The 26,496-nt window shown below is 60.4% G+C and carries 26 protein-coding genes; 8 read left to right on the plus strand and 18 right to left on the minus strand.

Annotated elements, in window-relative coordinates:
• Positions 1 to 63: 63 nt before the first annotated feature.
• Positions 64 to 702, plus strand: coding sequence for a hypothetical protein (locus ACVI9W_RS01455; protein ID WP_461528940.1), 639 nt, complete (start codon positions 64 to 66; stop codon positions 700 to 702).
• Here ACVI9W_RS01455 and ACVI9W_RS01460 read toward each other — a convergent pair.
• Positions 663 to 2,222, minus strand: coding sequence for a sensor domain-containing diguanylate cyclase (locus ACVI9W_RS01460; protein WP_461528941.1), 1,560 nt, complete (start codon positions 2,220 to 2,222; stop codon positions 663 to 665). The two genes, ACVI9W_RS01455 and ACVI9W_RS01460, sit on opposite strands and share 40 nt — an antisense overlap.
• Positions 2,223 to 2,573: 351 nt before the next feature.
• Here ACVI9W_RS01460 and ACVI9W_RS01465 point away from each other — a divergent pair, with 351 nt between their 5' ends.
• Both ACVI9W_RS01465 and ACVI9W_RS01470 read left to right on the plus strand, forming a co-directional pair.
• Positions 2,574 to 3,326, plus strand: a complete 753-nt coding sequence (locus ACVI9W_RS01465; protein ID WP_461528942.1) for a COG4705 family protein — start codon at positions 2,574 to 2,576, stop codon at positions 3,324 to 3,326.
• Between the two features lie 263 nt (positions 3,327 to 3,589).
• Positions 3,590 to 4,441, plus strand: coding sequence for a phosphatase PAP2 family protein (locus ACVI9W_RS01470; protein WP_461528943.1), 852 nt, complete (start codon positions 3,590 to 3,592; stop codon positions 4,439 to 4,441).
• 180 nt (positions 4,442 to 4,621) lie between these two features.
• Here the strand turns inward: ACVI9W_RS01470 and ACVI9W_RS01475 are convergent, their stop codons facing one another.
• The 3 genes from ACVI9W_RS01475 to ACVI9W_RS01485 all read right to left on the minus strand — a co-directional run bounded on the left by ACVI9W_RS01475 (position 4,622) and on the right by ACVI9W_RS01485 (position 8,539).
• Positions 4,622 to 7,054 (minus strand): TonB-dependent receptor, encoded by a 2,433-nt coding sequence (locus ACVI9W_RS01475; RefSeq protein WP_461531776.1) that lies wholly within the window; start codon positions 7,052 to 7,054, stop codon positions 4,622 to 4,624.
• Between the two features lie 91 nt (positions 7,055 to 7,145).
• Positions 7,146 to 7,988 (minus strand): FecR family protein, encoded by an 843-nt coding sequence (locus ACVI9W_RS01480; RefSeq protein WP_461528944.1) that lies wholly within the window; start codon positions 7,986 to 7,988, stop codon positions 7,146 to 7,148.
• A complete protein-coding gene (locus ACVI9W_RS01485; RefSeq protein WP_461528945.1) occupies positions 7,985 to 8,539 on the minus strand; it encodes an RNA polymerase sigma factor in 555 nt (184 codons plus the stop codon). Before ACVI9W_RS01485 ends, ACVI9W_RS01480 begins: the two co-directional genes overlap by 4 nt.
• On the opposite strand from ACVI9W_RS01485, the gene ACVI9W_RS01490 reads away from it, so the two are divergent.
• The gene (locus ACVI9W_RS01490; RefSeq protein ID WP_461528946.1) at positions 8,538 to 8,672 is read left to right on the plus strand and encodes a hypothetical protein; all 135 of its coding nucleotides are present in this window, start codon (positions 8,538 to 8,540) and stop codon (positions 8,670 to 8,672) included. The two genes, ACVI9W_RS01485 and ACVI9W_RS01490, sit on opposite strands and share 2 nt — an antisense overlap.
• Positions 8,673 to 8,772: 100 nt before the next feature.
• On the opposite strand, the gene ACVI9W_RS01495 is transcribed toward ACVI9W_RS01490, so the two are convergent.
• The 11 genes from ACVI9W_RS01495 to ACVI9W_RS01545 all read right to left on the minus strand — a co-directional run bounded on the left by ACVI9W_RS01495 (position 8,773) and on the right by ACVI9W_RS01545 (position 19,762).
• Entirely contained in the window at positions 8,773 to 11,205 is a 2,433-nt protein-coding gene (locus ACVI9W_RS01495; RefSeq protein ID WP_461528947.1) for a TonB-dependent siderophore receptor, read from the minus strand.
• Positions 11,206 to 11,301: 96 nt separating this feature from the next.
• Positions 11,302 to 12,279, minus strand: a complete 978-nt coding sequence (locus ACVI9W_RS01500) for a FecR domain-containing protein (RefSeq protein WP_461528948.1) — start codon at positions 12,277 to 12,279, stop codon at positions 11,302 to 11,304.
• A complete protein-coding gene (locus ACVI9W_RS01505) occupies positions 12,280 to 12,792 on the minus strand; it encodes a sigma-70 family RNA polymerase sigma factor (protein WP_461528949.1) in 513 nt (170 codons plus the stop codon).
• Positions 12,793 to 12,961: 169 nt separating this feature from the next.
• Positions 12,962 to 13,423: a MarR family winged helix-turn-helix transcriptional regulator gene (locus tag ACVI9W_RS01510; protein WP_461528950.1), complete on the minus strand. Its 462-nt coding sequence runs from the start codon at positions 13,421 to 13,423 to the stop codon at positions 12,962 to 12,964.
• A gap of 172 nt (positions 13,424 to 13,595) precedes the next feature.
• The gene (locus ACVI9W_RS01515) at positions 13,596 to 14,036 is read right to left on the minus strand and encodes an Ohr family peroxiredoxin (protein WP_157192951.1); all 441 of its coding nucleotides are present in this window, start codon (positions 14,034 to 14,036) and stop codon (positions 13,596 to 13,598) included.
• 202 nt (positions 14,037 to 14,238) lie between these two features.
• A complete protein-coding gene (locus ACVI9W_RS01520; RefSeq protein ID WP_174446943.1) occupies positions 14,239 to 14,748 on the minus strand; it encodes a GNAT family N-acetyltransferase in 510 nt (169 codons plus the stop codon).
• Positions 14,749 to 14,838: 90 nt separating this feature from the next.
• Complete coding sequence (locus ACVI9W_RS01525; protein ID WP_461528951.1) at positions 14,839 to 16,014, minus strand: cystathionine gamma-synthase; 1,176 nt, start codon at positions 16,012 to 16,014, stop codon at positions 14,839 to 14,841.
• Positions 16,011 to 17,387: a pyridoxal-phosphate dependent enzyme gene (locus tag ACVI9W_RS01530; protein WP_461528952.1), complete on the minus strand. Its 1,377-nt coding sequence runs from the start codon at positions 17,385 to 17,387 to the stop codon at positions 16,011 to 16,013. Before ACVI9W_RS01530 ends, ACVI9W_RS01525 begins: the two co-directional genes overlap by 4 nt.
• Before the next feature lie 138 nt (positions 17,388 to 17,525).
• Positions 17,526 to 17,885, minus strand: coding sequence for a hydroxyisourate hydrolase (locus ACVI9W_RS01535; protein WP_461528953.1), 360 nt, complete (start codon positions 17,883 to 17,885; stop codon positions 17,526 to 17,528).
• Complete coding sequence (locus tag ACVI9W_RS01540) at positions 17,882 to 18,391, minus strand: nucleoside deaminase (RefSeq protein WP_157192956.1); 510 nt, start codon at positions 18,389 to 18,391, stop codon at positions 17,882 to 17,884. The genes ACVI9W_RS01535 and ACVI9W_RS01540 overlap by 4 nt, the downstream gene beginning before the upstream one ends.
• A 33-nt stretch (positions 18,392 to 18,424) precedes the next feature.
• Positions 18,425 to 19,762: a nucleobase:cation symporter-2 family protein gene (locus tag ACVI9W_RS01545; protein ID WP_461528954.1), complete on the minus strand. Its 1,338-nt coding sequence runs from the start codon at positions 19,760 to 19,762 to the stop codon at positions 18,425 to 18,427.
• A 203-nt stretch (positions 19,763 to 19,965) separates the two neighbouring features.
• On the opposite strand from ACVI9W_RS01545, the gene ACVI9W_RS01550 reads away from it, so the two are divergent.
• On the plus strand, positions 19,966 to 20,880 hold the full coding sequence (locus ACVI9W_RS01550) for a LysR family transcriptional regulator (protein ID WP_461528955.1): 915 nt from the start codon (positions 19,966 to 19,968) through the stop codon (positions 20,878 to 20,880).
• A 40-nt stretch (positions 20,881 to 20,920) separates the two neighbouring features.
• On the opposite strand, the gene ACVI9W_RS01555 is transcribed toward ACVI9W_RS01550, so the two are convergent.
• The 3 genes from ACVI9W_RS01555 to ACVI9W_RS01565 all read right to left on the minus strand — a co-directional run bounded on the left by ACVI9W_RS01555 (position 20,921) and on the right by ACVI9W_RS01565 (position 24,999).
• The gene (locus ACVI9W_RS01555) at positions 20,921 to 23,434 is read right to left on the minus strand and encodes a TonB-dependent siderophore receptor (RefSeq protein ID WP_461528956.1); all 2,514 of its coding nucleotides are present in this window, start codon (positions 23,432 to 23,434) and stop codon (positions 20,921 to 20,923) included.
• A 79-nt stretch (positions 23,435 to 23,513) separates the two neighbouring features.
• Positions 23,514 to 24,476: a FecR family protein gene (locus ACVI9W_RS01560; protein ID WP_422415679.1), complete on the minus strand. Its 963-nt coding sequence runs from the start codon at positions 24,474 to 24,476 to the stop codon at positions 23,514 to 23,516.
• Positions 24,477 to 24,480: 4 nt separating this feature from the next.
• Entirely contained in the window at positions 24,481 to 24,999 is a 519-nt protein-coding gene (locus tag ACVI9W_RS01565; protein WP_422415686.1) for a sigma-70 family RNA polymerase sigma factor, read from the minus strand.
• 181 nt (positions 25,000 to 25,180) lie between these two features.
• Between ACVI9W_RS01565 and ACVI9W_RS01570 the strand changes: the two genes are divergently transcribed.
• The 3 genes from ACVI9W_RS01570 (at position 25,181) to ACVI9W_RS01580 (ending at position 26,441) form a co-directional block, all read left to right on the plus strand.
• Positions 25,181 to 25,510 (plus strand): hypothetical protein, encoded by a 330-nt coding sequence (locus ACVI9W_RS01570; RefSeq protein WP_038611755.1) that lies wholly within the window; start codon positions 25,181 to 25,183, stop codon positions 25,508 to 25,510.
• Between the two features lie 52 nt (positions 25,511 to 25,562).
• Complete coding sequence (locus tag ACVI9W_RS01575) at positions 25,563 to 25,982, plus strand: GFA family protein (protein WP_461528957.1); 420 nt, start codon at positions 25,563 to 25,565, stop codon at positions 25,980 to 25,982.
• A 126-nt stretch (positions 25,983 to 26,108) separates the two neighbouring features.
• Positions 26,109 to 26,441, plus strand: coding sequence for a YegP family protein (locus ACVI9W_RS01580; protein WP_461528958.1), 333 nt, complete (start codon positions 26,109 to 26,111; stop codon positions 26,439 to 26,441).
• The last annotated feature ends 55 nt before the right edge of the window (positions 26,442 to 26,496 follow it).

Below are 26,496 nucleotides of genomic sequence, written 5' to 3' on the forward strand. Positions count from 1 at the left end.
GTACGAACCCCTGGCGGGAGGAAGATGGTGTGATCAGCGACCTGCACGAACAAGGCCCGGATCATGAACACTCGCCCGCGCTGCACTGCCTTCCATGAAGCAGGCCACGTCCTGGCCTTCTGGTGGAATGGCCAGCGCATCAAGCGAGTGACCGTACGCACCCGCGCCGAAGCACTGATCGGCCCGATGGTGGATCTGCGTGGCAACCTGCAGGCGGTCAAGGGCCTGGTCGAAGCCGACTACCTGGTGCCGCTCCCCGCCTTCGAGCCGCCTGGCATCGCCGAACACCTGCCTTCGATGATCAGCGCCATTGAGCGCGACCTGGTGGATTGCTTCGCAGGCCCTATGGCCGAAGCGATCTACAGACACTGCCCGGTCGACAGGTGCCTGCAGCGTAGCGGTGTCGGCGACCACCAGCGCAGTATGGAATTGATCCGCCTGCTGCCGGCGCGCATGGTACTCGACGCCGAGCCTCTGGCCATTGCCCGTGCCAGCTGCCTGGTACATCGATACTGGGCGATGGTCAGCGCTGTCGCACAGTTTCTGCATGCCCAGGGCACGGTCAATGGCGAGGAGATCAGCGCGATGCTATGCCAGCTCAGCGGCGAGTCACCGACACCGCTGGGCAACCTTCTGAGCGACCTCGACAGCCGGCACAATCGTCATGCCACCACCCGGTTACGGCCTGTCTGCTTGGCGTGATAAAGGTGCTCGTCGGCGCGCTTGAGGATTGACTCAGGGCTCGGTGTTTCAGCGCTTCGGCAGGCGACCCCGATGGAAATGGTCAGTGCCCCGGACGGGGTTATCTGGGTCGTGGCAATGGTCTGGCGGATACGCTCGGCAATGTCACGGGCTGCCTGCACGTCGGCTTCCGGCAGTATCAGCGCAAACTCCTCGCCGCCAGCCCTGCACGCCAGATCGTCTTCCCGGCAGCCCTGCGTAATGATCGCCGCCACCTGTTTGAGGGTTTCGTCGCCGACATCATGGCCGAAGGTGTCGTTGACCCGCTTGAAATGATCGATATCCAAAGCCAGCACTGCGTACTCGCGCTGTGCCAGGGTCAGAGCCTCCAACGCCGCCGACATGGCGCGGCGATTGGCCAGGCCGGTCAAGGGGTCGCTCTGGGCTTGATGGCTGAGGTGGCCGAGCTTCTGCTGCAATAGCTGCACCCCGGCCAGCAGCGCCCGGCGGATGGCCGCCGCCTCTGCGTACCAGCCATTGATGGCTTGCAGTTGCTCGGTGGTCTGCGGTGCCGAGAGTTGTTCCGCGCTGTGCGCCAGTTGCCGCAACGGCCGGGTAATAAGCAGGGTAGCCAGCCAGATCACCAGCAGCCCTACCAGGCCGGCGGGTATGACTTTGATGAACATGTCACGCAACAGTTGCCCCAATGGCGCCAACGCTTGCTCGCGAGGTTGTTGCGCAACCACTGCCCAATTGGCGTCGGGTACCTGGGCGTAGCCTGCGAGCATGGGAATGCCGCGGTAGTTGATGGCCTCCATCGAACCGTGCTCGCCGCGCAGCGCCGCATCGACCGTTGCGCTGGTGGTTACCACTTCACCGATTCTACGGTGGTCAGAGTGGTACAACAGGCGCCGGTTCTCATCGGCGACGAAGGCAAAGGTACCGTCCTGGTGATAGTGACTACCGATCAAGGTGTGCAATATGCCCTGCTCGCGGATAAAGATCGACGCGCCAATGATGCCGAGAAACTGGCCTGACGGGGTGAACACCGGTTGCGAGATGAATACGATCAGGTTGTCTGCCGCACTCACATAGGCATGGCTGACCAGCGGGCGCCGCTCCTGCAGCGCTTGCCGGACTTCTTCGGAGCTCAAGGTAGTGCCGATGATCTGCGCTTTGTCCGGGTAGATCTGCAAGGCCTTGCCGTTGGCATCGACAATTAGCACGGCGTTGAAGGCATGGTCTTCGGCCTGCAAGCGCTCAGCTTCTTCCCTGAGCAGCTGCGGATCATTGAAGTTGCGGCCCAGTATCTGGCTGCTGTAGCTCAGGCGGCTGTGTGCGGACTTGAGAAACTGGCCAATGCTGGAAGCCACCTTGGAGGTATAGGCTTGATTGGCCTGCAGCGCCGAATGCACCAGCGCATCGCGTTGCACACCGTAGGCCACCCACAAGCTGTTGCCCAGCGTGGCCATGACCGCCAACAGCACAAGCAGCAGAATCAGGCCGCGCAGGCCAATGGATAAAGGACGCAACTTGCTCATGAACCCTGCCGTCTGGTTTCTTCCCTGCGCTGGAGCGGTGCTGCCCCGCAGCCGTCTGACACTTCAACTTCGCCTCGACGGTGTGCCATACCGCCCTTTGCGTATGTAGCGTAGCCGCTTTTGCCCGGTGCCCGGGCTGAACCTGCGGTCGAAGAACCACGCGGGAGGACAGAGGCGCCAGGTTTCCCTAGGACCCTGATATTCATTGCATGGTCGTTGCAATGTTTTTTTGATAATTGATTAACCTATTTTTTACCGAACGAAATCCACTCTGCGCGCCGTATTGCTTATGAAACTGGTTCGCCTTAATGAAGGGCGGCCACATCAAACAATTGTGGAGCGGCCGATCGAATGAACAAACTTCCACAGATTACCCTGGCCTTCTGGGTCATGAAAATCTGCGCAACGACCTTGGGCGAAACAGCAGGAGACCTGCTGTCAATGACACTCAACGTGGGCTATGCCATAAGCTCATTAATCCTGATCAGCGTGTTTCTGCTAACCCTGGCAACACAACTGTTTTCCAAGGCCTATCATCCGGCCCTTTACTGGATGGTCATACTTTCCACCAGCACCGCAGGCACGACCATGTCCGACTTCATGGATCGCACCCTCGGGCTGGGTTATGCCACCGGCTCCATGATCCTGATCGCTATCCTGCTGGCCATCTTCGCCTTGTGGCGCATGAGCGGCCACTCGCTGAACGTGAACAAGATCCAGACCCTGCGTGGCGAAATTTTCTACTGGATGGCTATCCTGTTTTCCAACACCCTGGGTACCGCACTGGGAGACTACCTGGCAGATGATTCCGGCCTTGGATTTGCCGGGGGCGCCTTGTTAATCGGGTCAACCATTGGGGTCGTGGTGCTGGCCCGCTACTTCACCAAACTCTCGCCAGTACTGTTGTTCTGGGCTGCATTCGTCCTGACCCGGCCTTTCGGTGCAACGCTTGGCGATTTCCTGACCAAGCCTTATGAAAAAGGTGGCCTGGACTTCGGCACTATCGGCTCGTCTCTGGTATTGGGCGGGGTGCTGCTAGCGATGATTGCCCTGGCCTCGATCTTCAAAGCGCGCAACGAGCGCGCAGTTGCGCAGCTCTCCTGACCGACACACCGCCGAAAAAAAGCAGGCCATCGCTGCGCCTGCTCTTTTTTCATGGTTTGGCCTGGAAGACCAGGGCTTGGCGGGTTGCGCTGGCAGGCAACGCGCCAACGTGGCCAAGCGGGTTCATGGTTTGAGAATTGAGTTTCCATGAACCTACAAGCGGTTGCTTAGGTTTTTTTTACATTTATTTCACCCATCTCCGACACCGTGCTTCCTACAGTGCCGTCACTCTGTGCTGCGATCATTCACTCAGGGAACTGAACATGCACCCCGCTTCTCGCGCCCGCTTTTATTTGGCCAATCTGGGCTTGCCGCTGCTGTTGGCTCTAACGGTCTTTGTGCTCTTTGACCTCACAGAAGCGGACCGTTTGATCAGCAATATGCTGCTTGACCCAGCGACGGGACAATTCCCGTTATTGCATGACCAATGGTTTGAAAAGGTCACGCACAAGTGGCCCAGGATATTGCCTGACTGGACAGGCGAGTTGTCGATCATCGGTGCGCTGTTATCGTTCGTATGGCCCCGTGTTGCCGGCACCCCCGAAGCGCCTCTGACCCGTCTGCTGGTCGCGACCCGGATCGCACCGGTCTTGCGTTTTACCACACGCTATCGCCGTGACTTCCTGTTCATCATCGTTGCCTTCGCCTTGTCCACCGGGGTGATCCACTACCTGAAGAGCCACACCGGTGTGTATTGTCCCGTAGAGACCACGCTGTATGGTGGGCCGCATCCGCATCTGGAGTGGTTTAGCAACTTCAACCTGCTGGAAAAGGCCGAGGACGGCCGTTGCTGGCCTGGGGGCCACGCCTCCAGTGGCTTCACACTATTGGCCCTGTATTTTGTAGCCCTGCGCCACCGCTGGCTACATGCGCGCAAACTTCTGGCGGCTATCCTGCTGATCGGTTTCGTCTACGGAACAACCCGGGTACTGCAAGGCTGGCACTACATGTCGCATACATTCTGGGCCGGTATTTTTGTCTGGCTGACCACCTGGGTAACTGCCCTGGCCTTTTTTGGTCGACTGGCGTTACAAGCCGCACCGGTACATCTGGACAGCAGGTCACCGGCGCAGGTTTTCAACACAGTTGAAACTGTGCCGGGTACCGATAGTTGAGACTTGGCGGTACTGTTTCAGCATGCGTCAGCGATAAGTAACAACCTTGCTTGTGCGTAACAAACGCATATAAAACTGGCCTCATCGGCAATTGAGGCTGCCAGATTACATGCGCAGTTGTATGAACAACTCGCCAGCCAGCAACAGGGGTAACGCGCAGGCCAGGCGAGCTTTCGCCTATTACCACTGGTGTGTGTAAGTTGCTGTCAGCACGGTGCCAGGCGCTGGCAGGTGGCTGGTGTTGTTGCTGTTACGCATCAGTTGACTGTAGAGCGGGTAGTAGCTGCGATTGAACAGGTTCTGGATACCTACGCTGACCTGGTCGTCTTCGCTCAGTTGGTACTGGCTGATCAGGTCTACGGTGGTGTAGCCATCGACCTTGCGTCGACCGAAGCTGGCAACGCCGTTCAGACGATAGTCATCACCGTCAAAATAGGTGGCTTGCACACGGTTGCTCCAAACGTCGCTGGGTTTGAACTGTACGTAAGCAGTCAGTTTGAGTGGCGGGATGCGATACCCGGTCATGTCCTGCCAGTCACCACCGTCCGGCTGTTCCCGGCCTTTCATCCAGGTAAAGGTGCCACCGGCGCCCCAGCGCTCATCGTCGGTCAGCCAGTCGGTGCTGCCTTCGACACCATAGATCCGCTCTTTGGTGCGCGTCAGGATCAAGCCGTTGTTGAAGCTCTGCACATCCCCGAGTTTCGAGGTGGTGTAGAACAGCGCCAACGACGCCAGGGTCTGCTCGCCCAACGCACCGCGCCAGCCCAGCTCGTAATTGTTGGTTTTCACCGGTTCCAGATTCGAAGAGTCGATATCGAAGCCACGGCGGGCATTGCGTAGCTGCACGCCAATATCGGGCAACTGGAAGCCCTGGCTGAACGCCGCATAGATTTCCTGGCCCGCCACCGGCGAGTAAGTCACGCTGAGGTTGGACAGTACCGAATCGTAATGCACCTCGCCGCCCTGGACAGTGGCCGGCTGGGCAGTTGTCGACTCCGACAGCGGGATGAAGTCATCGTATTCGGCGGTGGCGTACTCGTAACGCACACCGCCTTCCATCGACCATTGATCGTTGAACTTGTGCTGGAGCTGCGCAAAGCCTCCGACGCTGCGCGTGGTCAGGTCGGGCATATAAGTCAGCTTGCCGATCTTGTCGAACACCCTGCCGCCGCTCGCGTCGTAGACCTGCGGATCGAAGATGTCGATGGGCATGTCGCTGCGCTCCTGGTTGAAGTCAGCGCCCCACAGCAGCTCGGTATTACCCTGGCTACCAAGCGGGGTGCGCAGGGTGACCCGACTGCCGAACACTTCGCTGTTTTGCATCACCTGATCGACATTGCGCCCGCGCGTAGCGACCGCCCGCGCATCAAAAGGCGTGAAGCGGGTGAAGTAGTCCCGGTAGTAGAGCTGCGCATTCAGCGTGCCGCCGAGGATGTCGGTGTGCGCGTATTCAAGGTTCAGCAGCGTGTTCTTGATCTGGTTCTGCTCGTCCAGCGACAGGCCGGACAGCGGCCTTGCCGGCACCGAACCTGGCGGGAGCTTGGCGACAGAGGGGTCGGAGGTATAGTCGGAGTTCTGCTCGGCGTTGTAGTGGCTGGCAGACAGCTGGATGCGCTGAACATCATCGATGCGCAACCCCAATTTGCCGCCAATGTTGTACGTGTTGGAGTCGAACAGATCGCCCTGACTGGGCTCTGGCGCAATGCGGTGCCCGTTGGCGTCATAGGAGGCGCCAATGTGTCGGGCGCCGAAGTCCAGGGCGTAATCGACCTGGCCCTGGGAACCGGACAGGTGATGCTGCAACTGGCCGCCAAGGCCGTCACTGTCCAGTTGGCTCAGGGGCGATACGGCGGTCAAGCTGGTCTGCGCACGCGGTTCACCACCGGCCGGGCGGGTGGTGATGGAGATGATGCCACCGGTTGCACCGGCACCATAAATGGCGCTGCTGCCGCGGATCACTTCGATGCGCTCGATCAGTGCCGGGTCGATGTTCGCCAGGTTGCGCGAGGAGTCGCGGTTGGTGTTGAGCGGAACGCCATCGACCAGCACCAGCATCGTACGTCCGCGCAGTGTCTGGCCGTAGTCGGTGATGGTGCGGCTGGAGTCAGCCATGCCGGGAATGCTCTTGGCCAGCAAGGTGGCCAGGCCATCGGAACCCTGGCGCAGTTGCTCCAGTTGCTCGCGCTCGATGATATTCACCTGGCGGGCTTGCGGTACCAGGTCGCTGTTCAGACGCGACGAGCTGATTTCCAGGCTGGCCAGCTCCACTGCTGCAGATCCGCTAGTAGCCGCTTCGGTGACTGGCGCAGACGTGCCCGGTACCACCAGGTAGGTGTGTTCATCACGCTCCTGGGCGGTCAGCCCGCTCTTGCCCAGCAGCCGTTCAAGCGCTTCCTGCAAGGTATAGCGACCCTTCAGAGCAGGCGCAGTCTTGCCGGCAGTGACGTCACTGGCAAACAGGATCTGTGCCGACGATTGGCGCGCGACGGCATTGAGGGACTTCTCCAGCGAAGTGGCTGGAACATCGAAATCGACCGGTGCAGATTGCGCCAGCGACCATTGGCTGAGCAGCAGGCTGCAGGTCGCCAAGGACAGGCGCACAGGTGCACGCAGGAAGGGCTGACTCACGTTTTTATTCTCCACAAAGTAAGGTTGCATGGAGATAGCCGTCAGCACAGCCGCGTAACCCTACCTCGGTCGACGATTATTTTTTCGTGTCGCGCGATTTGATCAGCACCGCACCATCGGCCGCGGTGGCAACGCTCACCGGCAGGATGCCAGGCAACAGCGCCAGCAGGCGGTCAACGTGGTCGCTGTCAAACACACCGGATACCGGCAACCGGGCGATACTCGGGTCCATGAGCGTGATTGGCTGGCGGTGGTAGCGCTGGAGCGTGCCGATGACCTCGGCCAGCGGGGTACTTTCAAACACCAGGCGGCTGTCTTTCCAGGCACTGACATCCTCGGCGCTGACCTGCGTCACCTGACCCGGGATGCCCTGTCGCACGCGCAATTGCTGGCCGGGTTCGAGCAGCGCAACCGTATCGGCGGCGCGCCCCCGGACGGCTACCTTGCCTTCAGCCACGGTGACCTGCACATCCTGCTCATACCGATTGACGTTGAAGCGGGTGCCGACCACGCGCACCCCTGCCCCTCCGGCATCGACCAGGAACGGGCGATACACCATTGGCGAGACCTGGAACAGCGCCTGCCCTCGGTTCAACTCAACCTGACGAGAGCGCAGGTGCCAGCTGATCGTTATTGCGCTGTCGCTGTCGAGCAGCACCTCACTGCCATCGGCCAGCTGCAGCGCCTGGCGCTGACCAACTTCGCTGGCAATGTGCTGACCGCGGTAGGCGGGGTCGAACCAGACCGCGCCAGCAGCGATTGCCAACAGCAACAACCCAAGCGCTTTTCCTGCTCCGCGCTTGTTCTTGGCTGGCGCTGAAGGGGGCAGCGGAAAACGCTGCTTGAGGTCCTCACGAAACCGGGCAATAGCCTCGTCTTCCTGGCGGTAATCCTTGGGTTTTTGCGAGTTGCGACTCATGGTAGTAGCTCCGTACCCAGGTGTTCTCGGCAAACGCTCATACCCAGGCGCAGGTGCTTTTCTACGGTTTTGAGGGAAATGCCCAGGCGTTCGGCCACTTCGGCTTGTGGCAGTTCATGCAGTTTGTGCATCACGAACACCATCTGGCAGCGCGGTGGCAGATTGGCAATCGCATCAGTCAGCAGCGCCAAGGTGCGTTCACCGTCAATATGACGCTCCTGACCCGGAGCGCCACTGACGACTTCAGGCAATACCGGCACGCCGACAATCCAGGCCTGGCGTCGACGCTCGCTTCGGTAGCGGCTGATCGCGATATCGTGGGCGATCTTGCGCAACAAGGCCACCGGGGTGCGCACACCTTGTTTTTCATCCTGCTCAAGCAACTGCAGACACAAATCGTGTACGACCTCGCGAGCGAAGACCCGTTCGCCGAAACGTCGGCGAACATGATCCACCAGCTCGTCATAATGCCGAACCAATGCTGCCAGGAGTGTGGGTTTGGGAGGCTCGACCTGCACGATGACCTGCGCGAAGGGAGGAACGAATGCCATGGAAGAAGGCGTGACGGCGCAGTATAAATGCGAATACTTTACATTTAAAGCAAATACGAAGGCCTCTGCGCTGCAAGGTCAAGGGTTCATTGTTGAGAGGTTTTACCAAACGATAACGGCGACGATGACGTGATGCGCCTGCAGCGTAAATTTCTCGATACGAGCCTTCACGCTGTACACATCAACGTTGGCGTTACCGGCTAGCAAAACCTGTCATACCTGTATTGCGCGACTCAGAAGTCGACTGTCGCCGAGAGCTGCAAGGCTCGCGGATAGCCAGGCGAAATGGCGCCATAGGATGCGACGCCTGACCAGTACTCTCGGTCGAAAACGTTCTGTACCGTGGCGCGGAAGGTGGTCGGCCGCCCTTCGATCTTGGTGGCATAGCGGGCACCGGCATCAAAGCGCGTCCAGGCATCGAGCTCCTGCGTGTTGGCCTGGTTGATGTACTGGCTAGCGGTGTAGATCGCCCCGCCGGTGAGGGTAAAGCCCTCGACCCAGGGGGTGTCCCATTCAGCCCAGAGGTTGGCCTGTACGTCCGGCACCCCCACCGGTTCATTGCCACGGTTAGCGGCAGTAGCGGAGTCCGTCAGCTCACCGTCGAGCAGTGTCACGCCACCGAGAAGACGGGTACCTGGTGCGACTTCACCGAACATGCTCAGTTCTATCCCGCGGTTACGTTGCTCTGCCTCGACCGAAAACAGATTGTCCGTTCCCAGCTCGCCGCTGGGCTTCTCGATCTGGAACAGCGCCAGAGTCGTCATGAACGTACCCTGTTCGTATTTCACCCCCAGTTCGTGTTGCTTGGACTCATAGGGCGCAAAGGCCTCACCGGAGTTGGCGGCAGTGGCCGGTGCGATATCGCCTTTGCTCAGGCCCTCGACATAGTTGTAGTAGAGCGAGACGTTTTCCCAGGGTTTGACTACTACGCCCACCACTGGTGTGGTGGCGCTATCGTCATAGCGGGAGGTTACCGCGCCGGTTGCACTGTAGTTGCGCGACTCGATGTCTTGTCGGCGCACCCCCAACGTCAGTTGTAGCCGATCGTCGAGTACCGACAACGTGTCGGTGACTGCCACGCCCGACAGTTCCGACTCGGAAATACGCAGCACTTTTGGGGCATTGATGTATTGCTTGGGTACATCGATCGGGTGATAGATATTGGAAATGATTGCCGTGCCGTTATTGATGCCCCTGGACAACTCGTCCTGATAACGGGTCGCCATCACCGTGGTCGTATGGCTGACCGGGCCAGTGTCGAACATGGCCCGGATACCGATATCAGCCGTCGAGCGGTCAACGTTGAATTTGTAGTAGCCAGGAATGTTGCTGGTGTCGCCTGCTTCGTTAAGGATTCGCGGCACCTGATCCGACATACGTTTGACATCTGCCTTGCCGCCACCGGCATGGGCAAACACCGTTACGGCGTCGCTCAGGTCGTACTCACCGCCAAGCAGTGCCGACTGCTCCCGGGTTTCGGACCACCCCCAATCTTGCGGCAAATTGGTTCGGCCATTCGCGGCTGAAGGCACATCAATACCGGGGGCGACAGTAAAGGGTCGTGAGGCCGCATCCCACTTTTCTTTCTGGCTGATGAAATCAAGGTTCAGGCGCAGGCGTTCGCCTTGATAATCCAGAGCGATGGCACCGATATCCAATGCTCTTTCCTGGTTATCAATGGCGGTATCCCCCTGAGCGACACTGCCGTTGAAACGTACCCCCCATTCCTTCTCTTCACCAAAACGACGACTGACATCGATATGGCCACCCGCCTGGGTGTCCGAACTGTAGCTGGCGGTAAAACGGGTGAGGTCCTCGGCCAGCGGGCGCTTGGGAACGATATTGATCACGCCCCCTACCCCGCTGTTGGGTGAAATGCCGTACATCAAGGCGCCAGGGCCTTTGAGCACTTCGACGCGCTCGGCGTATTCGGTAAACACACGGTAGTTGGGTGCCACACCATAGACACCGTCGAAAGCCAGTTCACCCAGATTGCCTTCGCCAACAGGAAAGCCGCGAATGAAAAACGAATCGACGATACCACCCGTCTGCCCGGTCGAACGCACCGAAGGGTCGCGCTCCAGGGCGTCGGCAACAGTCACTGTTTGCAGATCAGCCAGGGTCTTGGCGGTATAACTGGTCACACTGAAAGGCGTGTCCATCACATCCTTGTTGCCAAGCATGCCAACACGCCCGCCACGGGCAACCTGCCCACCGGCATAAGCCTCCGGCAAGCCACTGGCGCGGCTGCTGGTAGCATCGATGTTGGTGGCGGCCAGGGTCAAACCGTCAGCACTACCAACGGGTTGCTTGACGAGCGTGTAGGTGCCGTCTGTGCGTTCGATCAGCTCGAGACCGCTGCCCGCCAACAGGCGCGCACCGCCTTCGCGCGGTGTATAGGTTCCGGACAGGCCCGGACTGTGCAGTCCTTCGGTCAGCGCCGGCTCGAACGACAAGGCAATGCCGGACGCCATGGCAAAGCTCGACAATGTCTGCCCCAATGGACCTGCCGGAATGTCGTAGGCTTTGGAGGCGACAGCATCCAGTTGCTGAGGGACTGCGGCCCAAGAGTTGGCGCTTCCTGTGACCAACGCAAAACTCAGCATTGCGGTACGAACAGCCGTTACTAACGTACGTTCACCACGAGGACGACTTACAACAGACATGAGGGGTGGATCCTTTAGGCTGAATAAAAGTGCTTTTCACTCCTATTGCCAGCCGAGACGAAAAAAAGTATCACCCCTGGTGAAATATTTTTCGACTTAACGCGCCGATAGCAGGGTCCAATAACCGTTCATGTGCGAGGTGACCTCCACCGGATAGGTCGAGACGAGCATGTTCAGTGTGCGCTGCCGGTCGTTGATCGGAAACGCCCCCGACACCCGTAGGTTGGCAATGGCCGGATCGCAACGCACGAAGCCGCGCCGGTAACGCGCCAGCTCCGCGACAAAATCCTCCAGCCTCATCTTGTCTGCCAGCAGCATGCCCTGGACCCAGGCGGTGATGGATCTGTCCACCGCTGTCACCGAACCGGTCGCGCGTGTATCGAAGTCCGTGCGCTCACCCGCCTGCACCACCAAAGGTTCAGCGTACGCAGCGTTGACCGGCTCAACCCGCACTGCACCTTCGAGTACTGCCAGGTACGTACGCCCGTCTGCCTCGCGCACGGAAAAGCGGGTGCCCAACGCTTGCATTCGCCCTTCGTGGGTGCCGACCCGCAGCGGCCGGGACGGTACCAGGATATCGGCAGCGGTCTGGACCAGAATTTCGCCTCGCAACAACCGGATAAAGCGCTGGTCTGCATCGAAGCGCACATCGATCGCCGAATCGGTATTGAGGAAAACCTGCGTGCCATCCGCAAGGGTAAGTTCCCGACACTCACCCATGCGCGAGCGATAGTCGGCCACCCAGCCTTGCTGGTCGGTCAACTTCCAGCCCGCCCAACTGACCGGCGCCAGCGCAAGCAACATCGCCAGTCGGGTAATCGCTGCACGCCGCCCGGGGTCCGCTGGACGATCCAGCGCAGACATCGAGATCGCGGGCGGCAACCCGCCGAATTTACTCATCAGTAACTCGGCACGGCGCCAGGCGCGCTCACGCTCGGGACTGCTACTTCGCCAGATCAACCAGTCAGCCCGCTGGGCATCGGTAGCGTCGCCAGCACTGAGGCACATCAGCCATTCAGCAGCCTCATCGAGGGCAACAGGGTCGATCACATCAGAGGGCGGGGCTTCGGCCATCTACGCCACCAAGGTCAGGCACTGCAAGAACGCCTGCTTCATGTAGCGTTTTACGGTAATCAGCGACACGCCGATCTGCTCGGCAATATCTTCATATTTCATGCCGGTAAGCTGAGACAACAGAAAGGTGCGCCTGACCAGGGGGGGCAGGCTGTCGAGCATGGCGTCGATTTCATGCAAGGTTTCCAGCACCAGAAAACGCGTTTCCGGTGAGGGTGCCTGCGGTGCGGGGAGGTGCTCCAGGGCCGCCAGGTAGGCGCGCTCCAGTGATTTACGCTGGCACCAGTTGGCGAGTATGCCACCGGCAACACAGCTCAAATAGGCACGTGGCTCGTCAAACACAGACACGTTGGAGGCCAGAATACGCGTGAAAGTATCCTGGACCAGATCGGCTGCATCCAGAGCGTTGCCCAACCGTTTGTGCAACTTGGCGTACAGCCATCCGTGATGGCCGCTGTAGAGGGCTTCGACATTGCGCAGGTGGTTGTGGGTGACGGGCAGAATTTCGCTCATGGGGAGGCAATTCAATTTTTGTAATTGATAACTATTTTCAATATTAATTTAATTCTGAACCGGGCTGCAAGCGGCAATAACAAGCGGCCGAAAGCTCTTATTCGCCGGTGGATGCGTTGTGGGATAACAAGGCCAGCGTCGAAGCCAACCCGCCTTCATCCGCTGCTCGTCACTCCCTGTCTTTGAACGAGCGGATCAGGTTGTCGCGCAGCTTGACCACCGCCCGCTGAACCTGGGTGAACTCTTCTGCGCTCAGGCCGGTGGCTTCGAAGAGGTCCACGTCCGAACCCTCGTCGCGCAACTGCCTGCCCTCGTCAGTCAGCCGGATACGTACCTGACGCTCGTCCTCCGGGTCGCGCTGGCGTTGCACATAGCCCATGGCTTCGAGTTTTTTCAGGATCGGCGTCAGGGTGTTGGATTCGAGAAACAGCTTTTCACCGAGGCTGCCGACGGTCTGGTCGTCCTGCTCCCAGAGCGCAACCAGGGTGATGTATTGGGTGTAGGTAAGACCCAATCGCTCAAGTTTCGGCTTGTAGGCTTTGCCGAAGGCAAGGTTGCTCGAATAGACGGCAAAACACAGAAACTCCGAGAGTTTCAGGCCGGCAGGCATCGCGGTGTCGGTGGGTTTCATGGCTATTCCTTGTTGACCAGAGCAGGACGAGGGACGGCCAGGTGATCGTATAAAACGTTCACCTGGCCTCTCCCGCTTGATATCCCATGCGATTTAATCGTATGCGACTTAGCTGATAGTCCTTTCCCGGCGTTTCGATGTCAAGACAGCGGGTGCTTGGCCACCTGTCGCGTTACTCGGTGATCGCCTTCAAGGTTACCTCGATGTTGCCGCGGGTGGCCTTGGAGTATGGGCAAACCTGGTCGGCAGCATGCACCAGGGCGTTGGCGACTTCAGGGTCCAGGCCGGGCAAGCGCGCAGTCAGTCGGGCCTGGAGGAAGTAGTCCTTGCCAGTCTGACCAAGGTCGACTTCGATCTCGACCGCCAGACCTTCTGGCAAGGCCACTTTCATTTCCTTGGCGACCAGTTCCACCGCCGCGATGTAGCAGGCCGACCATGCCCCGGAGAACAGTTGCTCGGCGGTCGGGTGCGGCGCAATGGCGTTGAATTCGTGGGCAGGCTTGCTGGCACCCGGCGACGACAGCTGGATATTCAGGCCACGCGCGGTGGTACCGGCGACACTGAGGGTGGTGTGGGTTTTGCCGGTCAACAGGACTTTTTCGATCTTGCTCATGGGGGAGTTCCTCTGGATTTGCTTGAGTTATCTCGCTAGCGATTTAATCGCATGCGATGTATTAATATTCAAGCACGCACGCGTCGCCGTCAACAGCGCTGATGTGGCGCTGCGACGGACGGTCTGATCGCGGGGCAAGCCCGCTCCCACAGGATTTTCTGCAGCCCTGTGGGAGCGGGCTTGCCCCGCGATAAGGCCCTGCTTAGTGAACCGCACGCGTGACCAGATAACTCAGCAGCTCAGGCTCGTCATCCAGTTCAATGGTCCGCACCGGCCGCGGCAGGTTGTCCAGCACCGCGCGCCAGAACGCCTGGGCGGTTTCGTCCTGGTCATAGAAACGCACCAGCCAGTCACTCTCCCCGCTCATCAGCACCTGGCTGGCGATCGCGCGGCCGATGCCTTTGCGCCGGTAACGCTTGAGGATGAACAGGTCGGCCAGCTCCAGGGCATTGAGTGCCGCGAACTCGCTTCGCTCGATCAACAGGAAACCAGCGATGAAGCCATCGACCAGGATCAGGTTGGCGCTCCACTGCGGCTCCTGCCAGTAGCGGATCAGGTGCTCTTCGTGGATGTAGAAGCGGCCGTCCACTTCCACATCCTCTTGCTCCCAGTCCGAAGACTCATAGGCATAGAACTGATACAGGTTGCGGATCAGCTCAGCCTGGTCGGGGCCGGTTTGCAGCAGTTCGACAGTGAAAGGGATCGAAGGCATGGGGATCTCGGTCAATAAACGGGTAGCGCGTTTTTCGCGGGCGCTATTGTTTACAAAACCCGTGACCAATACCAGCGGACAACCGCCAGCTCAGATGCGCGCCAGCGCCTGGGCCAGGTCTGCGCGCAAATCTTCGACGTCTTCCACCCCTACCGACAGGCGCACCAGTCCATCGCCGATCCCCAACTGCGCGCGGGTTTCGGCGGGGATGCTGGCATGGGTCATGATCGCCGGGTGCTCGATCAGGCTTTCCACCCCGCCCAGGCTTTCGGCCAGGGCAAAGATGCGCACGCTTTCGAGAAAGCGCCGGGCGCCGGCCAGGTCGCTGTTGAGGTCCAGGGAAATCATCCCGCCGAAACCATGCATCTGCCGCCGTGCCAGACCGTGCTGGGGGTGCGAGACCAACCCTGGATAATAGACCCGCGCCACCTGCGGCTGGCGCTCCAGCCAGTGTGCCAGCTCCAGGGCATTGCTGCAGTGGCGCTCCATGCGCAACGCCAGGGTCTTCACCCCGCGCAAGGTGAGAAAGGCGTCGAACGGCCCGGCAATCGCGCCCACCGCATTCTGCAAAAAGCCCAGACGTTCGGCCAGTTCGGGATTGCCGACCACGGCGATCCCGCCAATCACGTCGGAATGGCCGTTGAGGTACTTGGTGGTCGAGTGCAGGACGATATCGAAACCCAGCTCCAGCGGCCGCTGCACCCAGGGGCTGGCGAAGGTGTTGTCGGCGACACAGAGAATGCCGCGCTGACGACAGATGTCGGCGACGGCGACCAGATCAGTAAGCCTGAGCAAGGGGTTGCTGGGGGTCTCGACCCAGACCATGCTCGTGTCTTCCTCCAATGCCGCTTCGAAGGCCTCCAGATCGGTCAGGTCGACAAAGCTGAAACGGTGGCCTGCACTCTGCCGGCGAACCTTGTCAAACAGACGGAACGTCCCCCCGTAGAGATCATTGCCAGAAACGATGTGCGAGCCGGCGTCGAGCAATTCGAGGACATTGGCGATGGTCGCCAGCCCCGAGGCGAACGCGAAGGCCTGGGTACCGCCCTCCAGATCAGCCACGCACCGCTCCAATGCCCAGCGCGTGGGATTGTGCGAACGCCCGTAGTCCAGGCCTTTGTGCACGCCGGGGCTCTGCTGGGCGTAGGTGGAGTTGGCATAGATCGGCGGCATCAAGGCCCCGGTGGACGGGTCCGGGGTTTGCCCGGCGTGGATCACGCGGGTGGCGAAGGCGCGTGGTGCGGTGGTTTCGTCGTGCTGACTCATGGCAAGGACCTGCGCAGGTGGTTGAGCATGTCGACACGGGTAATCAGGCCATAGAAGCCCGAGGCGTCGGCGATGATCGCCACCAACCCACGGTCGAGTTCCGCTTGCAGTGTAGTCAGGCTGGCACTCGGCGGCAGGGTTTGCAGCTTGTCGGTCATGGCGCTGGCAACCGGCAGGCGAAAGTGCGTGGGGTCGGCGTGCATGCCGACGAGGATATCCGACTCGTCGATCACCCCGACCAGCCGCTGGCCGTCTTCAAGCACCGGTAATTGCGAGACATCGGCCAGGCGCATGCGCTGGAACGCGGTGAGCAAGGTGTCGCCGGGGCCGACGCTGATCACCCGGCCATCCTCGAAGCGCCGGGCGATGAGGTCACGTAAATCGCCATAGTGCTTGAACTGCAGCAGGCCCTGGTCGGTCATCCACTGGTCGTTGTAAACCTTCGACAGGTAGCGGGTGCCGGTGTCGCAGACAAAGCTGACCACCCGTTTCGGTTCGGTCTGTTCGCGGCAATAACGCAGCGCCGCCGCCAGCAAGGTCCCGGTCGAGGAGCCGCCGAGAATGCCTTCGGCACGCAGCAACTGGCGGGCATGATCGAAGCTGTCTTCATCGCTGATCGAGTAGGCCTGGCGCACGCTGGTCAAATCGGCAATCGAGGGAATGAAATCCTCACCGATGCCCTCCACCGCCCAGGAGCCGGGGGTGCCCAGGGCGCCGCTACGGCTGTACTCGGCCACTACCGAGCCGACCGGGTCGGCCAGCACCATGGCCAGGTCCGGCTGCACCCGGCGAAAGAAGCGGGTCAAGCCGGTCAAGGTACCGGCCGAGCCGACACCGACGACGATGGCATCCACATCATGGTGCATCTGCGCCCAGATTTCCGGTGCCGTGCTGCACTCGTGGGCCAGCGGGTTGGCCGGGTTGTTGAACTGATCGGCGAAGAACGCCTCGGGGATCTGCGTGGTCAGCCGCGCCGCCACGTCCTGGTAATACTCCGGATGCCCCTTGCCGACATCGGAGCGGGTGATATGCACTTCGGCGCCCATCGCCTTGAGGTGCAAGACCTTCTCGGTAGACATCTTGTCCGGCACCACCAGCACTACCCGGTAGCCCTTGGCCCGGCCGACCAGCGCCAGCCCCAGACCGGTGTTGCCCGCGGTGGCTTCGACGATGGTGCCACCGGGCCGCAGCCGGCCATCGCGCTCGGCCGCATCGATCATGGCCAGGCCGATGCGGTCCTTGATCGAACCGCCGGGGTTCTGCGACTCGAGCTTGAGAAACAAGGTACAGGGGCCGGTATCGAAGCGGCTGACGCGGACCAGGGGCGTGTTGCCGATCAGTTCAAGTACGGCCGGGCGGGAATCGTTGGACATAGGCTCACCTCGCAGCGGGACAGGGTGCGGGTTGAACAGCGGCCTATGGTCCAACCCGGGCGACGCTTCGTTTGGACCATAGGCCCGCTTGACGCCCACCGCAACCGTTCGCGGCCAGCCGGTAATGTACGCCGGCTGTCAGGCTCCACCGCGGAAACAGGAGACACCCCAGGCCGTCAGTTTGAACGGCAGGTGATAGTGCTGGCCGGGGTCGGCCAGCCCGAAGCGGTAAACCAACTCGTCCAGAAATGGCACCGCAGGCAGGACCATGCCTTTAACTCGATAGAAATCGGCTACCTGCAGGCTGACTTCATATACGCCTGGGGTACAACGCCCGGCCTCGCCCTCCAGCTCCGCCAGCACACCGTTGCTGGCGATCCGCCCTTGGCAGATCAGCTCCCCCTGACCGCCGTCCAGGCGCACCAGGCGCACCTCAAGACCTTGCGCCACACAGCCGCTGGCAACATCGACAATATGAATGGAGATGCCTGCACTCATGACCAGAAGCCCTTGTGAGGTTCAGCCGCCTCAGCTTCAAGCATCGGCCCGAGAACACTGACCTGACGTTGCCCGCGTGCAAACACTTCGCGGCACGGTAGGGAGAAAGTCGGATTTTCCGGGTGGTCGCCGGTCAACCCCAGCAGTGCATGTTCAGACAAGGCGTACACCACCCGGCCAATACCGGTCCAGTACACGGCTCCGGCGCACATGCAGCAGGGCTCGGCGCTGGTGTACAGGGTGCAGTCCGCCAACGCCTCGGGACTCAGGCACTTGGCCGCCTGGGCTGCGGCAACCAGTTCGGCGTGCTGGGTCGGATCACCTTCAGGTGGCATCGAGTTGTTGCCGGCCTGGGCGATCACCTGACCATTACGGTCCGCCACTAGCGCGGCAAACGGATGGCGGCCACGTTGCCGGGATTGCTCGGACAGCTCGATGGTACGGCGCAGCAGTTCAAGGTCGAGCGCGCTGACGCCAGCGGGGGTGAGGTTGGTAAAACTGGTCATGTGAAACTCCTTGGCAGTAGGTAAAGGAATACGTCAGTCAGCCAGCTCGGCGTCGCTAGAGAGTGCCTCGGCCGGCTGGTTTTCGTTGTTGAGGAGGATGTTGAGGACAATGGCGGTGATCGCCCCGAGGAAGATGCCGCTTTCAAGCACCAGCTTGAGTGCGCCATTGGCGTGTTCGAACAACGCCGGGAAGGACATCGGCAACACCCCGACACTGACCGACACCGCGACGATGATGCCGTTGCGCGTACCTTCGAAGCGGACCCGGGAAAGCTCCTGGATACCGGCCACCGTAGTCATGCCGAACATGACGATCGCGCAGCCACCCAGCACCGGCGTCGGCACTGCGGCAATCAAGGCACCGAGTTTGGGAAACAGGCCCATCAACACCATGATCGCGCCAGCTGCGGCTACCACGAAGCGGCTCTTGATGTTGGAAAGCGCAATAAGGCCGGTGTTCTGAGTGAAAGCGTTGTAGGGGAAGCTGTTGAACAACCCGCCGAGCATGGTCGACAACCCGTCAGCACGAAAGGCATTGCCCAGGGTCTGCTGGCTGGTCGGTTTACCGGTCAACTTACCGATGGCCAGGCAATTACCGGTGGTCTCGGCCATGATCACCAGCATCGCCAGAGTCATCACCAGGATCGGCATCAGCGAAAACTCAGGTACACCAAAGGCCATCGGCGGGCTCAGTTCGAACCAGGCCGCCTCCCCTACCCGGCTGAAGTTGGTCATGCCAAAGGCTGCGGCAATCAAGCTACCTACGAACAGGCCGATGAGCACACTGAGGTTGCCGATAAAGCCGGAGAATCGCGCATAGATCACCAACGTCACTGCCACCGTGGCCAAGCCCAGCAACAGGTTGGCGGGCTTGCCGAAATCATCCGCGCCCGGATTGCCCCCGCCCAACCAGATCGCCGCAGCAGGCATCAGCGAGATGCCGATAATGGTGATCAGGCTGCCAATCACCACCGGCGGAAAAAACCGCAGCAGACGGCTGAACACCGGCGCCAGGGCGATGGTGATTGCACCTGCGGCGATCACCGCACCAAAGATCTGGCTGAGGCCGAACTCCTTGCCGATCATGATCATCGGCGCCAGGGCAATGAACGAGCAGCCCTGGATCATCGGCAAGCGCGCGCCGAACTTCCAGAAACCCAGGGTCTGGATCAGCGTGGCGACACCGGAGGTCAGCAAGTTGGCATTGATCAGCATGACGATCTGCGCCGAGGTCAAACCCAGGGCGCTACCAAGAATCAAGGGGACCGCTACGGCGCCGGCATACATCACCAGTACGTGTTGCAGGCCGAAGGTGAACAACTGGCGCAATGGCAGGATTTCGTCCACCGGATGAACCCGTTTTATGCTCATGTCGCGTGTCTCCTGAAGGTGCAGCTTTTATTGTTGTTAAGGCTGGCCGGCACAGGAATGCTTGACCCGCGCTGATAGTTACCCGGCGCAGGCGATGGAACAAGTTAGTAGCTATCGTTTTGATCGATGGATGAATCCTTGCTTAGCTGGCGTCGGCAGGCGAGGATTGGCCCGCACCTTCACCCGCCCAAGGAGCCGTCACCTTGCGTTTCTCACTGGACCAGTTGTCGATGTTCGTCGAGGCGGTGAAGACCGGCTCGTTTTCAGCCGCTGGGCGCAAGCTGGGTAAAACTCAATCGACCATCAGCGCCGCCATTGCCAACCTGGAAACCGACCTGGGTGTGGAACTGTTCGACCGTTCCAGCCGCAACCCGGTGCTGACCGCCAGCGGCCAGAAGATGCTGGTGCAAGCCGAGGCGGTACTGGAGCGTTGCCTGACCCTGGAGGCGCACGCCGACTGCCTGAGCGAGGTGATCGAACCCAGCCTGACCCTGGCCATCGAAACGCCCTACGGCCCGCTTTTACCCGTGCTCAAAGCGTTCGAGCAGACCTTTCCCTATGTCGACCTGGTGATTCGTCACCCGGTGCATGGCGACGTCAGTGAATTGGTCGCCAAAGGCGAAGCGGTGCTGGGCGTAGCCTTTTCGCAGCCGGGTTATGTGCAGGAGTTGGCGTTCCAGCAGTTGGGCAAGCTGATCATGCTGCATGTGTGTCACCCACAGCATCCCTTGGCGCAAATTGCCAACCTGGGCTTTGATGACCTGCATGTGCATCGGCGTCTGGCCTTCAGCGCCCATGCCAGCAAGCTGCCCAGCAGCGAATACTTGCGCTCGACCCAGGTGTGGCAGGCCGAAAGCTACCTGGCGCTGCTGGAAATGGTCCGTGCCGGACTGGGCTGGGCCACGCTGCCGCGCCAGTTGATTCAGCGCGAACTGGCCAGCGGCGAACTGGTGGAGTTGCAGCTATCGGCCTATCCGTACACCGACTGGCAGGTGGGCGTCGACCTGCTCTGGTCCCGGCAACGACGCCTGGGCAAGGCCGAACGCTGGCTCAAGGAGCAGTTGCAGGCCAACAAGGTGTTCGAGCTGGACCGCAAGGGGCAGACCACCACCTTGTGAAGATGAGGATCCACCCTGGTCCGGCGTGGGGCAGCCTTGATCAGTAAGTGCCGCGCAGGGTCAGCATGAAGTTGCGCGGGTCGCCATAGTAGTTGCCATAGGTCGAGGTGCCGACAGTCTGGTAGTACTTCTTGTCGAACAGGTTGTTGCCATTGAGCGTGAGGTCCCAGTGCTCGTCCAGTTTGTAGTCCAGCAATGCACTCCAGGTGGCATAACCGCCCTGGCTGAAGTCGAACGGCACATTGCTCTGGGCCACGCTGCCATCGGCGTTGAAACGCGTGGCGGTGCCTGACACATAGGTAGCGCTCTGCACCTGTACGCCGCCGCCAACCTTGAAGTCCTGCAGCATGCCTGGCAAGCGGTAGGTGCTGTAGAGCTTGAACAGATGCTTGGGCATCACCGTGCTCAGCGGCGAGTCGGCACTGCGATTGCGGTTGAGGTTGAAGGTGTAGCCACCGATCAACGTCCAGTCCGGCATCAACTCCCCCGACGCTTCGATGTCTACCCCCTTGCTGACCACCTTGCCATTGCTCAGGTAGCAGCAGCTGCCGGCAAACAGGTTGCTGCTGTCGGTATAGCCTGGGTCCCTGACCGCTTCGTTTTCGCGGGTGGTGTAGTACAAGGCGATGTTGGTGTTCAGAGCGCCGTCGAACAATTCGCCTTTAAGACCTGTTTCGTAGGTCTTGCCTACCATCGGTTCAAGCGGGCTGCCCGGCTGTGGCCCGGAAAGTTTGTTGGACTGCGGCTTGTAGATTTCCGAGTAGCTGGCGTAGGCCGACCACTCATCGCTCAGGTCATAGACGATGCCACCGAAGGGCGTGACTTTGGTGCCGATACGCTGGTCGACGTCGGAGACCGGCGTCCACTGGCTACCACTGCGGGTCTGGTAGGTCTGGTTGAAGTGATAGCGCTGGGCCCGCGCGCCGAGGATCAGGTGCAATGGCTCGGCCAACTGCAGACGCAGGCTGGAATACAGGCCGTACTGGCGCTGAGCGTTGGGGTTGTAGTCGCGGCTGTAATCGGTGTGGTTGGCCGGTTCCTCCCATGGCGTGGAACCCGGGTCGAAGACATCCACCGGGCCACGGGCAGTTGCGTGCGGCGCAGTCCCCAACCAACGGCTGTCGATGCGCTGATAGTCGGCCCCGAGCACCAGCTGATGGTCCAGCCCATAGGCCTGGAAGTTGCCGGCCAGGTTGACGTCGTACAGGTGCTGTTCGTTTTCCTGACGGCTCTGGGTGCCATACCAGACCACTCCGGTATGGGTATTGGGATCTACTGCATTAAGGGTAGTGGCGGTCTTGAACCAGGAGACGTCCCAGATGTTGGTGTACGACAGGTTGAGCTTCCAGTCGTCATTGAAGCGGTGGTCGTACTTGGCAAAATACTCGCGCGCCGTGGTGTCGGCGAAGGCCCAGTTCTGGGTCAGGCCGGTGTGGCGCGGCAGGCCGAGATCGGCGCCGTTGCTGTAACGCGGCACCGAACTCTGCGTGCCGTTTTCATGGGATTTGTTGTAGCGCACGCCGAAGGTGAGCATGTCGTCGTCGCTCACGTCGGCTTCCATCACCCCATACACCAAGGGCTTTTCCGTGCTGCGCTTGTCGACGAAATACTGGCGATCGGTATTGGCCACCACCAGCCGTCCACGCAGCCGCCCGTCCCAGCCCATCGGGCCGGTAATATCCAGCTCCTGTCGGTAGTTGTCCCAGCTGCCGGCGCTCAGGGTCAGCTTCAGCTGGTTGTAAGCCATCGGCCGTTTGCGTACCAGGTTGATGATGCCTCCCGGGTCGCCCGAGCCACCGAACAACGCGCCAGAGCCGCGCAGCACTTCAACGTGGTCGAACTCGGCGAGGTCGAAAATGTTCGAGGAGTAGAACGAGCCCATCGCGGTACCCAGCGCCTGAGGGGCGGCGCCATCGATCTGCAGGTTCTGGATGGAGAAACCGCGGGAGATGAAATCCTGGATACGGAACGTGGTGCTTTGGGTAATCACCCCGGGTGTGGCCTTCATCGCTTCGTTGATGTCGGTCAGTTGCTGATCTTCGATCAGCTGGCGGGTGATCACCGACACCGACTGCGGTGTTTCACGCAGGCTGGTCGGCGATTTCGAGCCGACACTGATCAGGCCCGGCGCGTAACTGCCAGAGTTCTCGGTGCTCTCGCCCATGCCTTGCCCGGCAACGGTGGTCACACCCAGTTCCAGGGTCTGGCCGGCTTGCGTATCGGCCACCGGCAGCAGCACATAACCACTGTCACTGTAGCTGATGCGATAACCGCTACCATCGAGCAACGTGGCAAAGCCATCCTCCACCGTGTAATTGCCTACCAGGCCGTGGCTACTGCGCCCCGCCAGTTCGTCAGCCTGGAACACCAGGGCGACACCCGCCTGTTGGGCGAAGCGATTGAGGGTGCTGCTCAGCGATCCGGCCGGGATATCGTAATGCTGCTGGGTCTGGGCCACGGCCAGCTGCGGCATGGCCAGCGCAACACCGGCACACGCCAGGTGGATACACAGCGCAATGGGGCGCAAGGCCTGCGAGTCAGCAAATCGACGCATGGGAAAACGGCTCCTGTTTTAATCATGTTGGCCTCTTGCTTGACGGGCCACTTTGATAAAGCGGAACCAATAAGAATGATTATTTTTCAGCGGGCACACGTTCAATGCGTGTCCACAGTGGTGTGTACGGCTGCAAACGTAGCGGCAAAGCCTCGGCCAGCAGCTGCAATGCGCGGTCGGTGTCGTCCAGAGGCAACACAGCCGAGACTTTAAGGTCAGCCAGGGCGGCAGCATCGAACTGCAGATGTCCGCGGCGCTGGCGGCCAAGCGCCTCCAGCACTTGCGGCAACGCCACCTGATCGACCACCAGTTGATGACGCTGCCAGGCCTGTTCAAGGCTGGCCGGATCAATGTCGGGCAAACGCCCCACCGCATCGCGACGCGCCCAGGCGCGACCGCCGCTTTGCACCTCCAGCGACTGACTGTGGTCGGCGCTCTGCACCTGGACAACAGACTGCAACATGCTCAGTTCGCTCTGCCCTTCCCCGTGGCTGACCACAAAGCGTGTGCCCAACGCCTTGAAACTGCCTTCTGCGGTGACAACCACAAATGGCCGGGACGAGTCGTGCGCCACATCCACCAGCACCTGGCCTCGGCGCAACTCGATACGCCGCTGAGCACCATCGAATTGCAGGTCGATAGCACTGTTGCCGTACAGGGTGATGCGTGAACCGTCTTGCAGCGTGCGCGTCTGCCATTGGCCCGGGGAGGTATGCAGGTCGGCGAACAGATCGTCGACACGGTAGCCGCTCAGGCTCAGGACCACGCCAAGGTTGGCCAGCAACACGCCAATTCCGAGCAGGTACCGGGCTTTGCTCCGAGGCTTCGGCGGCTGCAACGCAGCCCGCACCGGCGCGCGTTGCGAACGCAGACTGTGCAGTTGCGCGACCACGCTGCTGATACGCTCAAAGGTAGCCTGATGACGATGGTCGAGCTGACGCCAGTGCTCGAAGGCCTGCCGCTCCTGCTCAGTCAATTCGCCTTCGCTCAGCCGCAGCACCCACTCGGCGGCCTGGGCTTCGACGCTGTCCTCGTTGCTCATTGGCTCACACGTCCAAGGCCTGGTTGCAGTGCATCAATGCTTGCAGCAAATACTTGCGCACCATCCGTTCGGAAACCTCCAGGCGCCGGGCGATCTGGACCTGGGTCTGCTCATCCAGGTAATAATCGACGAAGGCCTGGCGCACCTTGTCGCTGAGGCCTTCGAGGACAAAGGCGATCTGCTCCAGGGCTTCAAGGGTGGTGAGGATCTGCTCCGGGGACTGGTGCCCTTCAAGCACATCGACGGTCAGCGCCAGCTCACGCAGGTAGGCATCCTCAATGTGCTGGCGGCGGGCCTTGTCGATGATCAACCGGCGTGCCGTAGTACTGAGAAAAGCCCGCGGCTCGCGGATACCGACCAGCGAATCGCGCGAACCGAGAATCCGCAGGAAGGTGTCCTGGGCCGTGTCGGCGGCGTTCTGCGGGCAGCGCAGCTTGCGGCGCAGCCAACCGAACAGCCAGCCGTGGTGCTCGCTGTACAGTTCATGAATCGCTCGCTGGAAAGTCGGCTCGACGGCGGACATGAACACACCCGGGACATGTAAGTGAGAATTGTTCCGAATAGTATCCAGTCGCCTGCCCAGTCCGCAACCTCTGCTGCTGCCGCGCGCTGAAAGATAGACAGCAGATAAGGCAAACTGCTGGCCCCCCGCCACAACCTTCGTTGGCAAACTTGCTTTCCTTTCAACAGCTTAGGTTGACACTATGCGGGCTTATGGATTGACCCTTGCAACGTTTTTTCTCGCCACTTTTGCCCTTGGTGCACAGGCCAAAGCACTCGGCAAGAATGATCGCTATGTGTGCAGTTGGGGATCGGATATCGCCGCTGGCGCACAACAGTCCAAGCTGTCTGGCGTGACCTTGTACTCGGCACGCAAAAAGCTGCAGGTGCGCAAATTCCCCAAACCGTGGATGCGCATGACCGCCATGGGCATCACCGAGCAAACCTACAACAGCCAGTCGCGGCTCAAGCCGGCGGCGATCAAACAGACCTACTACGAACAATGTGTCCAGCATGCGGTCGCGCAGCGCTAGCGAATCGCCGCGTGTATGATCTTCAGCCTTTTTGTCCTGGGCGCATCAACGGATGGATAGCACATCGACGTACCACGGCAGCTGCCTGTGCAGCGCCGTCACTTTTCGCATTGACGGGCCGATCAAGGCCGTTAGCCATTGCCATTGCAGTCAATGCCGCAAGGCGCATGGTGCGGCCTTTGCCAGCTATGGCAGCGTGCCAGGTACAAGCCTGATGGTCTGCGACCCTGACCAGGTGATACGCGTATTCAGGTCGTCGCCCAGCGTCAGTCGCAGCTTCTGTTCAACCTGTGGCGCGAATCTGTTCTGGAGCGATGCGGCGGGCAAATTTGCCGATTGGGTCAGTGTCGCGCTGGGGACACTGGACACTCCGTTCGAGCCTGTGCAGCAGAAGCATGTCCATGTGCAGTCAGGGTTGTCCTGGGTGGACGGCCCTCATCGCGGGGCAAGCCCGCTCCCACCGGAGCTATGAGATCACCGGTGGGAGCGGGCTTGCCCCGCGATTGGACAAGCGCATAAAGCCCACCATACTGACTTGTCACTGCAAGCGAGCACGCAAGCAGCGCACCCGGGCTTATCTGCGTAATAAGGAGTTCCTATGGCAGGATGGTTTGAGTTGAGTAACAGCAGTGACGGCCAGTTCCGCTTCGTTCTCAAGGCGGGCAATGGCGAGGTCATTCTTACCAGTGAGTTGTACAAGGCCAAGGCCTCTGCCGAAAGTGGCATTGCCTCGGTCCAGGCCAACTGCGGCACGGATGAGCGCTACGAAAAGAAAGAGGCCAGCAATGGCAAATTTCACTTCAACCTCAAAGCCGCCAACCACCAGATCATCGGCAGCAGCCAGATGTATGCCACCACGCAATCGCGTGATGCAGGCATTGCTTCAGTGAAAACCAACGGCAGCAGCAAGACGATCAAGGACAACACCTAATCGCGAGGCTCTCCTGGCGTGCGCCGGGCGCTGTGGTCTTTGCCGCTACACTGAA

The organism is Pseudomonas sp. 210_17 TE3656, assembly GCF_054821965.1.

What these genes read in the sequence shown, in the direction of transcription:
- ACVI9W_RS01510 (WP_461528950.1), bottom strand. Translation starts at nt 13,423, where the DNA reads ATGAAACCCACCGACACCGCGATGCCTGCCGGCCTGAAACTCTCGGAG.
- ACVI9W_RS01480 (WP_461528944.1), bottom strand. Translation starts at nt 7,988, where the DNA reads ATGAGTCGCAACTCGCAAAAACCCAAGGATTACCGCCAGGAAGACGAG.
- ACVI9W_RS01465 (WP_461528942.1), top strand. Translation starts at nt 2,574, where the DNA reads ATGAACAAACTTCCACAGATTACCCTGGCCTTCTGGGTCATGAAAATC.
- ACVI9W_RS01500 (WP_461528948.1), bottom strand. Translation starts at nt 12,279, where the DNA reads ATGGCCGAAGCCCCGCCCTCTGATGTGATCGACCCTGTTGCCCTCGAT.
- ACVI9W_RS01515 (WP_157192951.1), bottom strand. Translation starts at nt 14,036, where the DNA reads ATGAGCAAGATCGAAAAAGTCCTGTTGACCGGCAAAACCCACACCACC.
- ACVI9W_RS01560 (WP_422415679.1), bottom strand. Translation starts at nt 24,476, where the DNA reads ATGAGCAACGAGGACAGCGTCGAAGCCCAGGCCGCCGAGTGGGTGCTG.
- ACVI9W_RS01535 (WP_461528953.1), bottom strand. Translation starts at nt 17,885, where the DNA reads ATGAGTGCAGGCATCTCCATTCATATTGTCGATGTTGCCAGCGGCTGT.
- ACVI9W_RS01470 (WP_461528943.1), top strand. Translation starts at nt 3,590, where the DNA reads ATGCACCCCGCTTCTCGCGCCCGCTTTTATTTGGCCAATCTGGGCTTG.
- ACVI9W_RS01545 (WP_461528954.1), bottom strand. Translation starts at nt 19,762, where the DNA reads ATGAGCATAAAACGGGTTCATCCGGTGGACGAAATCCTGCCATTGCGC.
- ACVI9W_RS01565 (WP_422415686.1), bottom strand. Translation starts at nt 24,999, where the DNA reads ATGTCCGCCGTCGAGCCGACTTTCCAGCGAGCGATTCATGAACTGTAC.
- ACVI9W_RS01505 (WP_461528949.1), bottom strand. Translation starts at nt 12,792, where the DNA reads ATGAGCGAAATTCTGCCCGTCACCCACAACCACCTGCGCAATGTCGAA.
- ACVI9W_RS01495 (WP_461528947.1), bottom strand. Translation starts at nt 11,205, where the DNA reads ATGTCTGTTGTAAGTCGTCCTCGTGGTGAACGTACGTTAGTAACGGCT.
- ACVI9W_RS01580 (WP_461528958.1), top strand. Translation starts at nt 26,109, where the DNA reads ATGGCAGGATGGTTTGAGTTGAGTAACAGCAGTGACGGCCAGTTCCGC.
- ACVI9W_RS01540 (WP_157192956.1), bottom strand. Translation starts at nt 18,391, where the DNA reads ATGACCAGTTTTACCAACCTCACCCCCGCTGGCGTCAGCGCGCTCGAC.
- ACVI9W_RS01530 (WP_461528952.1), bottom strand. Translation starts at nt 17,387, where the DNA reads ATGTCCAACGATTCCCGCCCGGCCGTACTTGAACTGATCGGCAACACG.
- ACVI9W_RS01525 (WP_461528951.1), bottom strand. Translation starts at nt 16,014, where the DNA reads ATGAGTCAGCACGACGAAACCACCGCACCACGCGCCTTCGCCACCCGC.
- ACVI9W_RS01490 (WP_461528946.1), top strand. Translation starts at nt 8,538, where the DNA reads ATGGAAGAAGGCGTGACGGCGCAGTATAAATGCGAATACTTTACATTT.
- ACVI9W_RS01570 (WP_038611755.1), top strand. Translation starts at nt 25,181, where the DNA reads ATGCGGGCTTATGGATTGACCCTTGCAACGTTTTTTCTCGCCACTTTT.
- ACVI9W_RS01520 (WP_174446943.1), bottom strand. Translation starts at nt 14,748, where the DNA reads ATGCCTTCGATCCCTTTCACTGTCGAACTGCTGCAAACCGGCCCCGAC.
- ACVI9W_RS01485 (WP_461528945.1), bottom strand. Translation starts at nt 8,539, where the DNA reads ATGGCATTCGTTCCTCCCTTCGCGCAGGTCATCGTGCAGGTCGAGCCT.
- ACVI9W_RS01455 (WP_461528940.1), top strand. Translation starts at nt 64, where the DNA reads ATGAACACTCGCCCGCGCTGCACTGCCTTCCATGAAGCAGGCCACGTC.
- ACVI9W_RS01555 (WP_461528956.1), bottom strand. Translation starts at nt 23,434, where the DNA reads ATGCGTCGATTTGCTGACTCGCAGGCCTTGCGCCCCATTGCGCTGTGT.
- ACVI9W_RS01575 (WP_461528957.1), top strand. Translation starts at nt 25,563, where the DNA reads ATGGATAGCACATCGACGTACCACGGCAGCTGCCTGTGCAGCGCCGTC.
- ACVI9W_RS01460 (WP_461528941.1), bottom strand. Translation starts at nt 2,222, where the DNA reads ATGAGCAAGTTGCGTCCTTTATCCATTGGCCTGCGCGGCCTGATTCTG.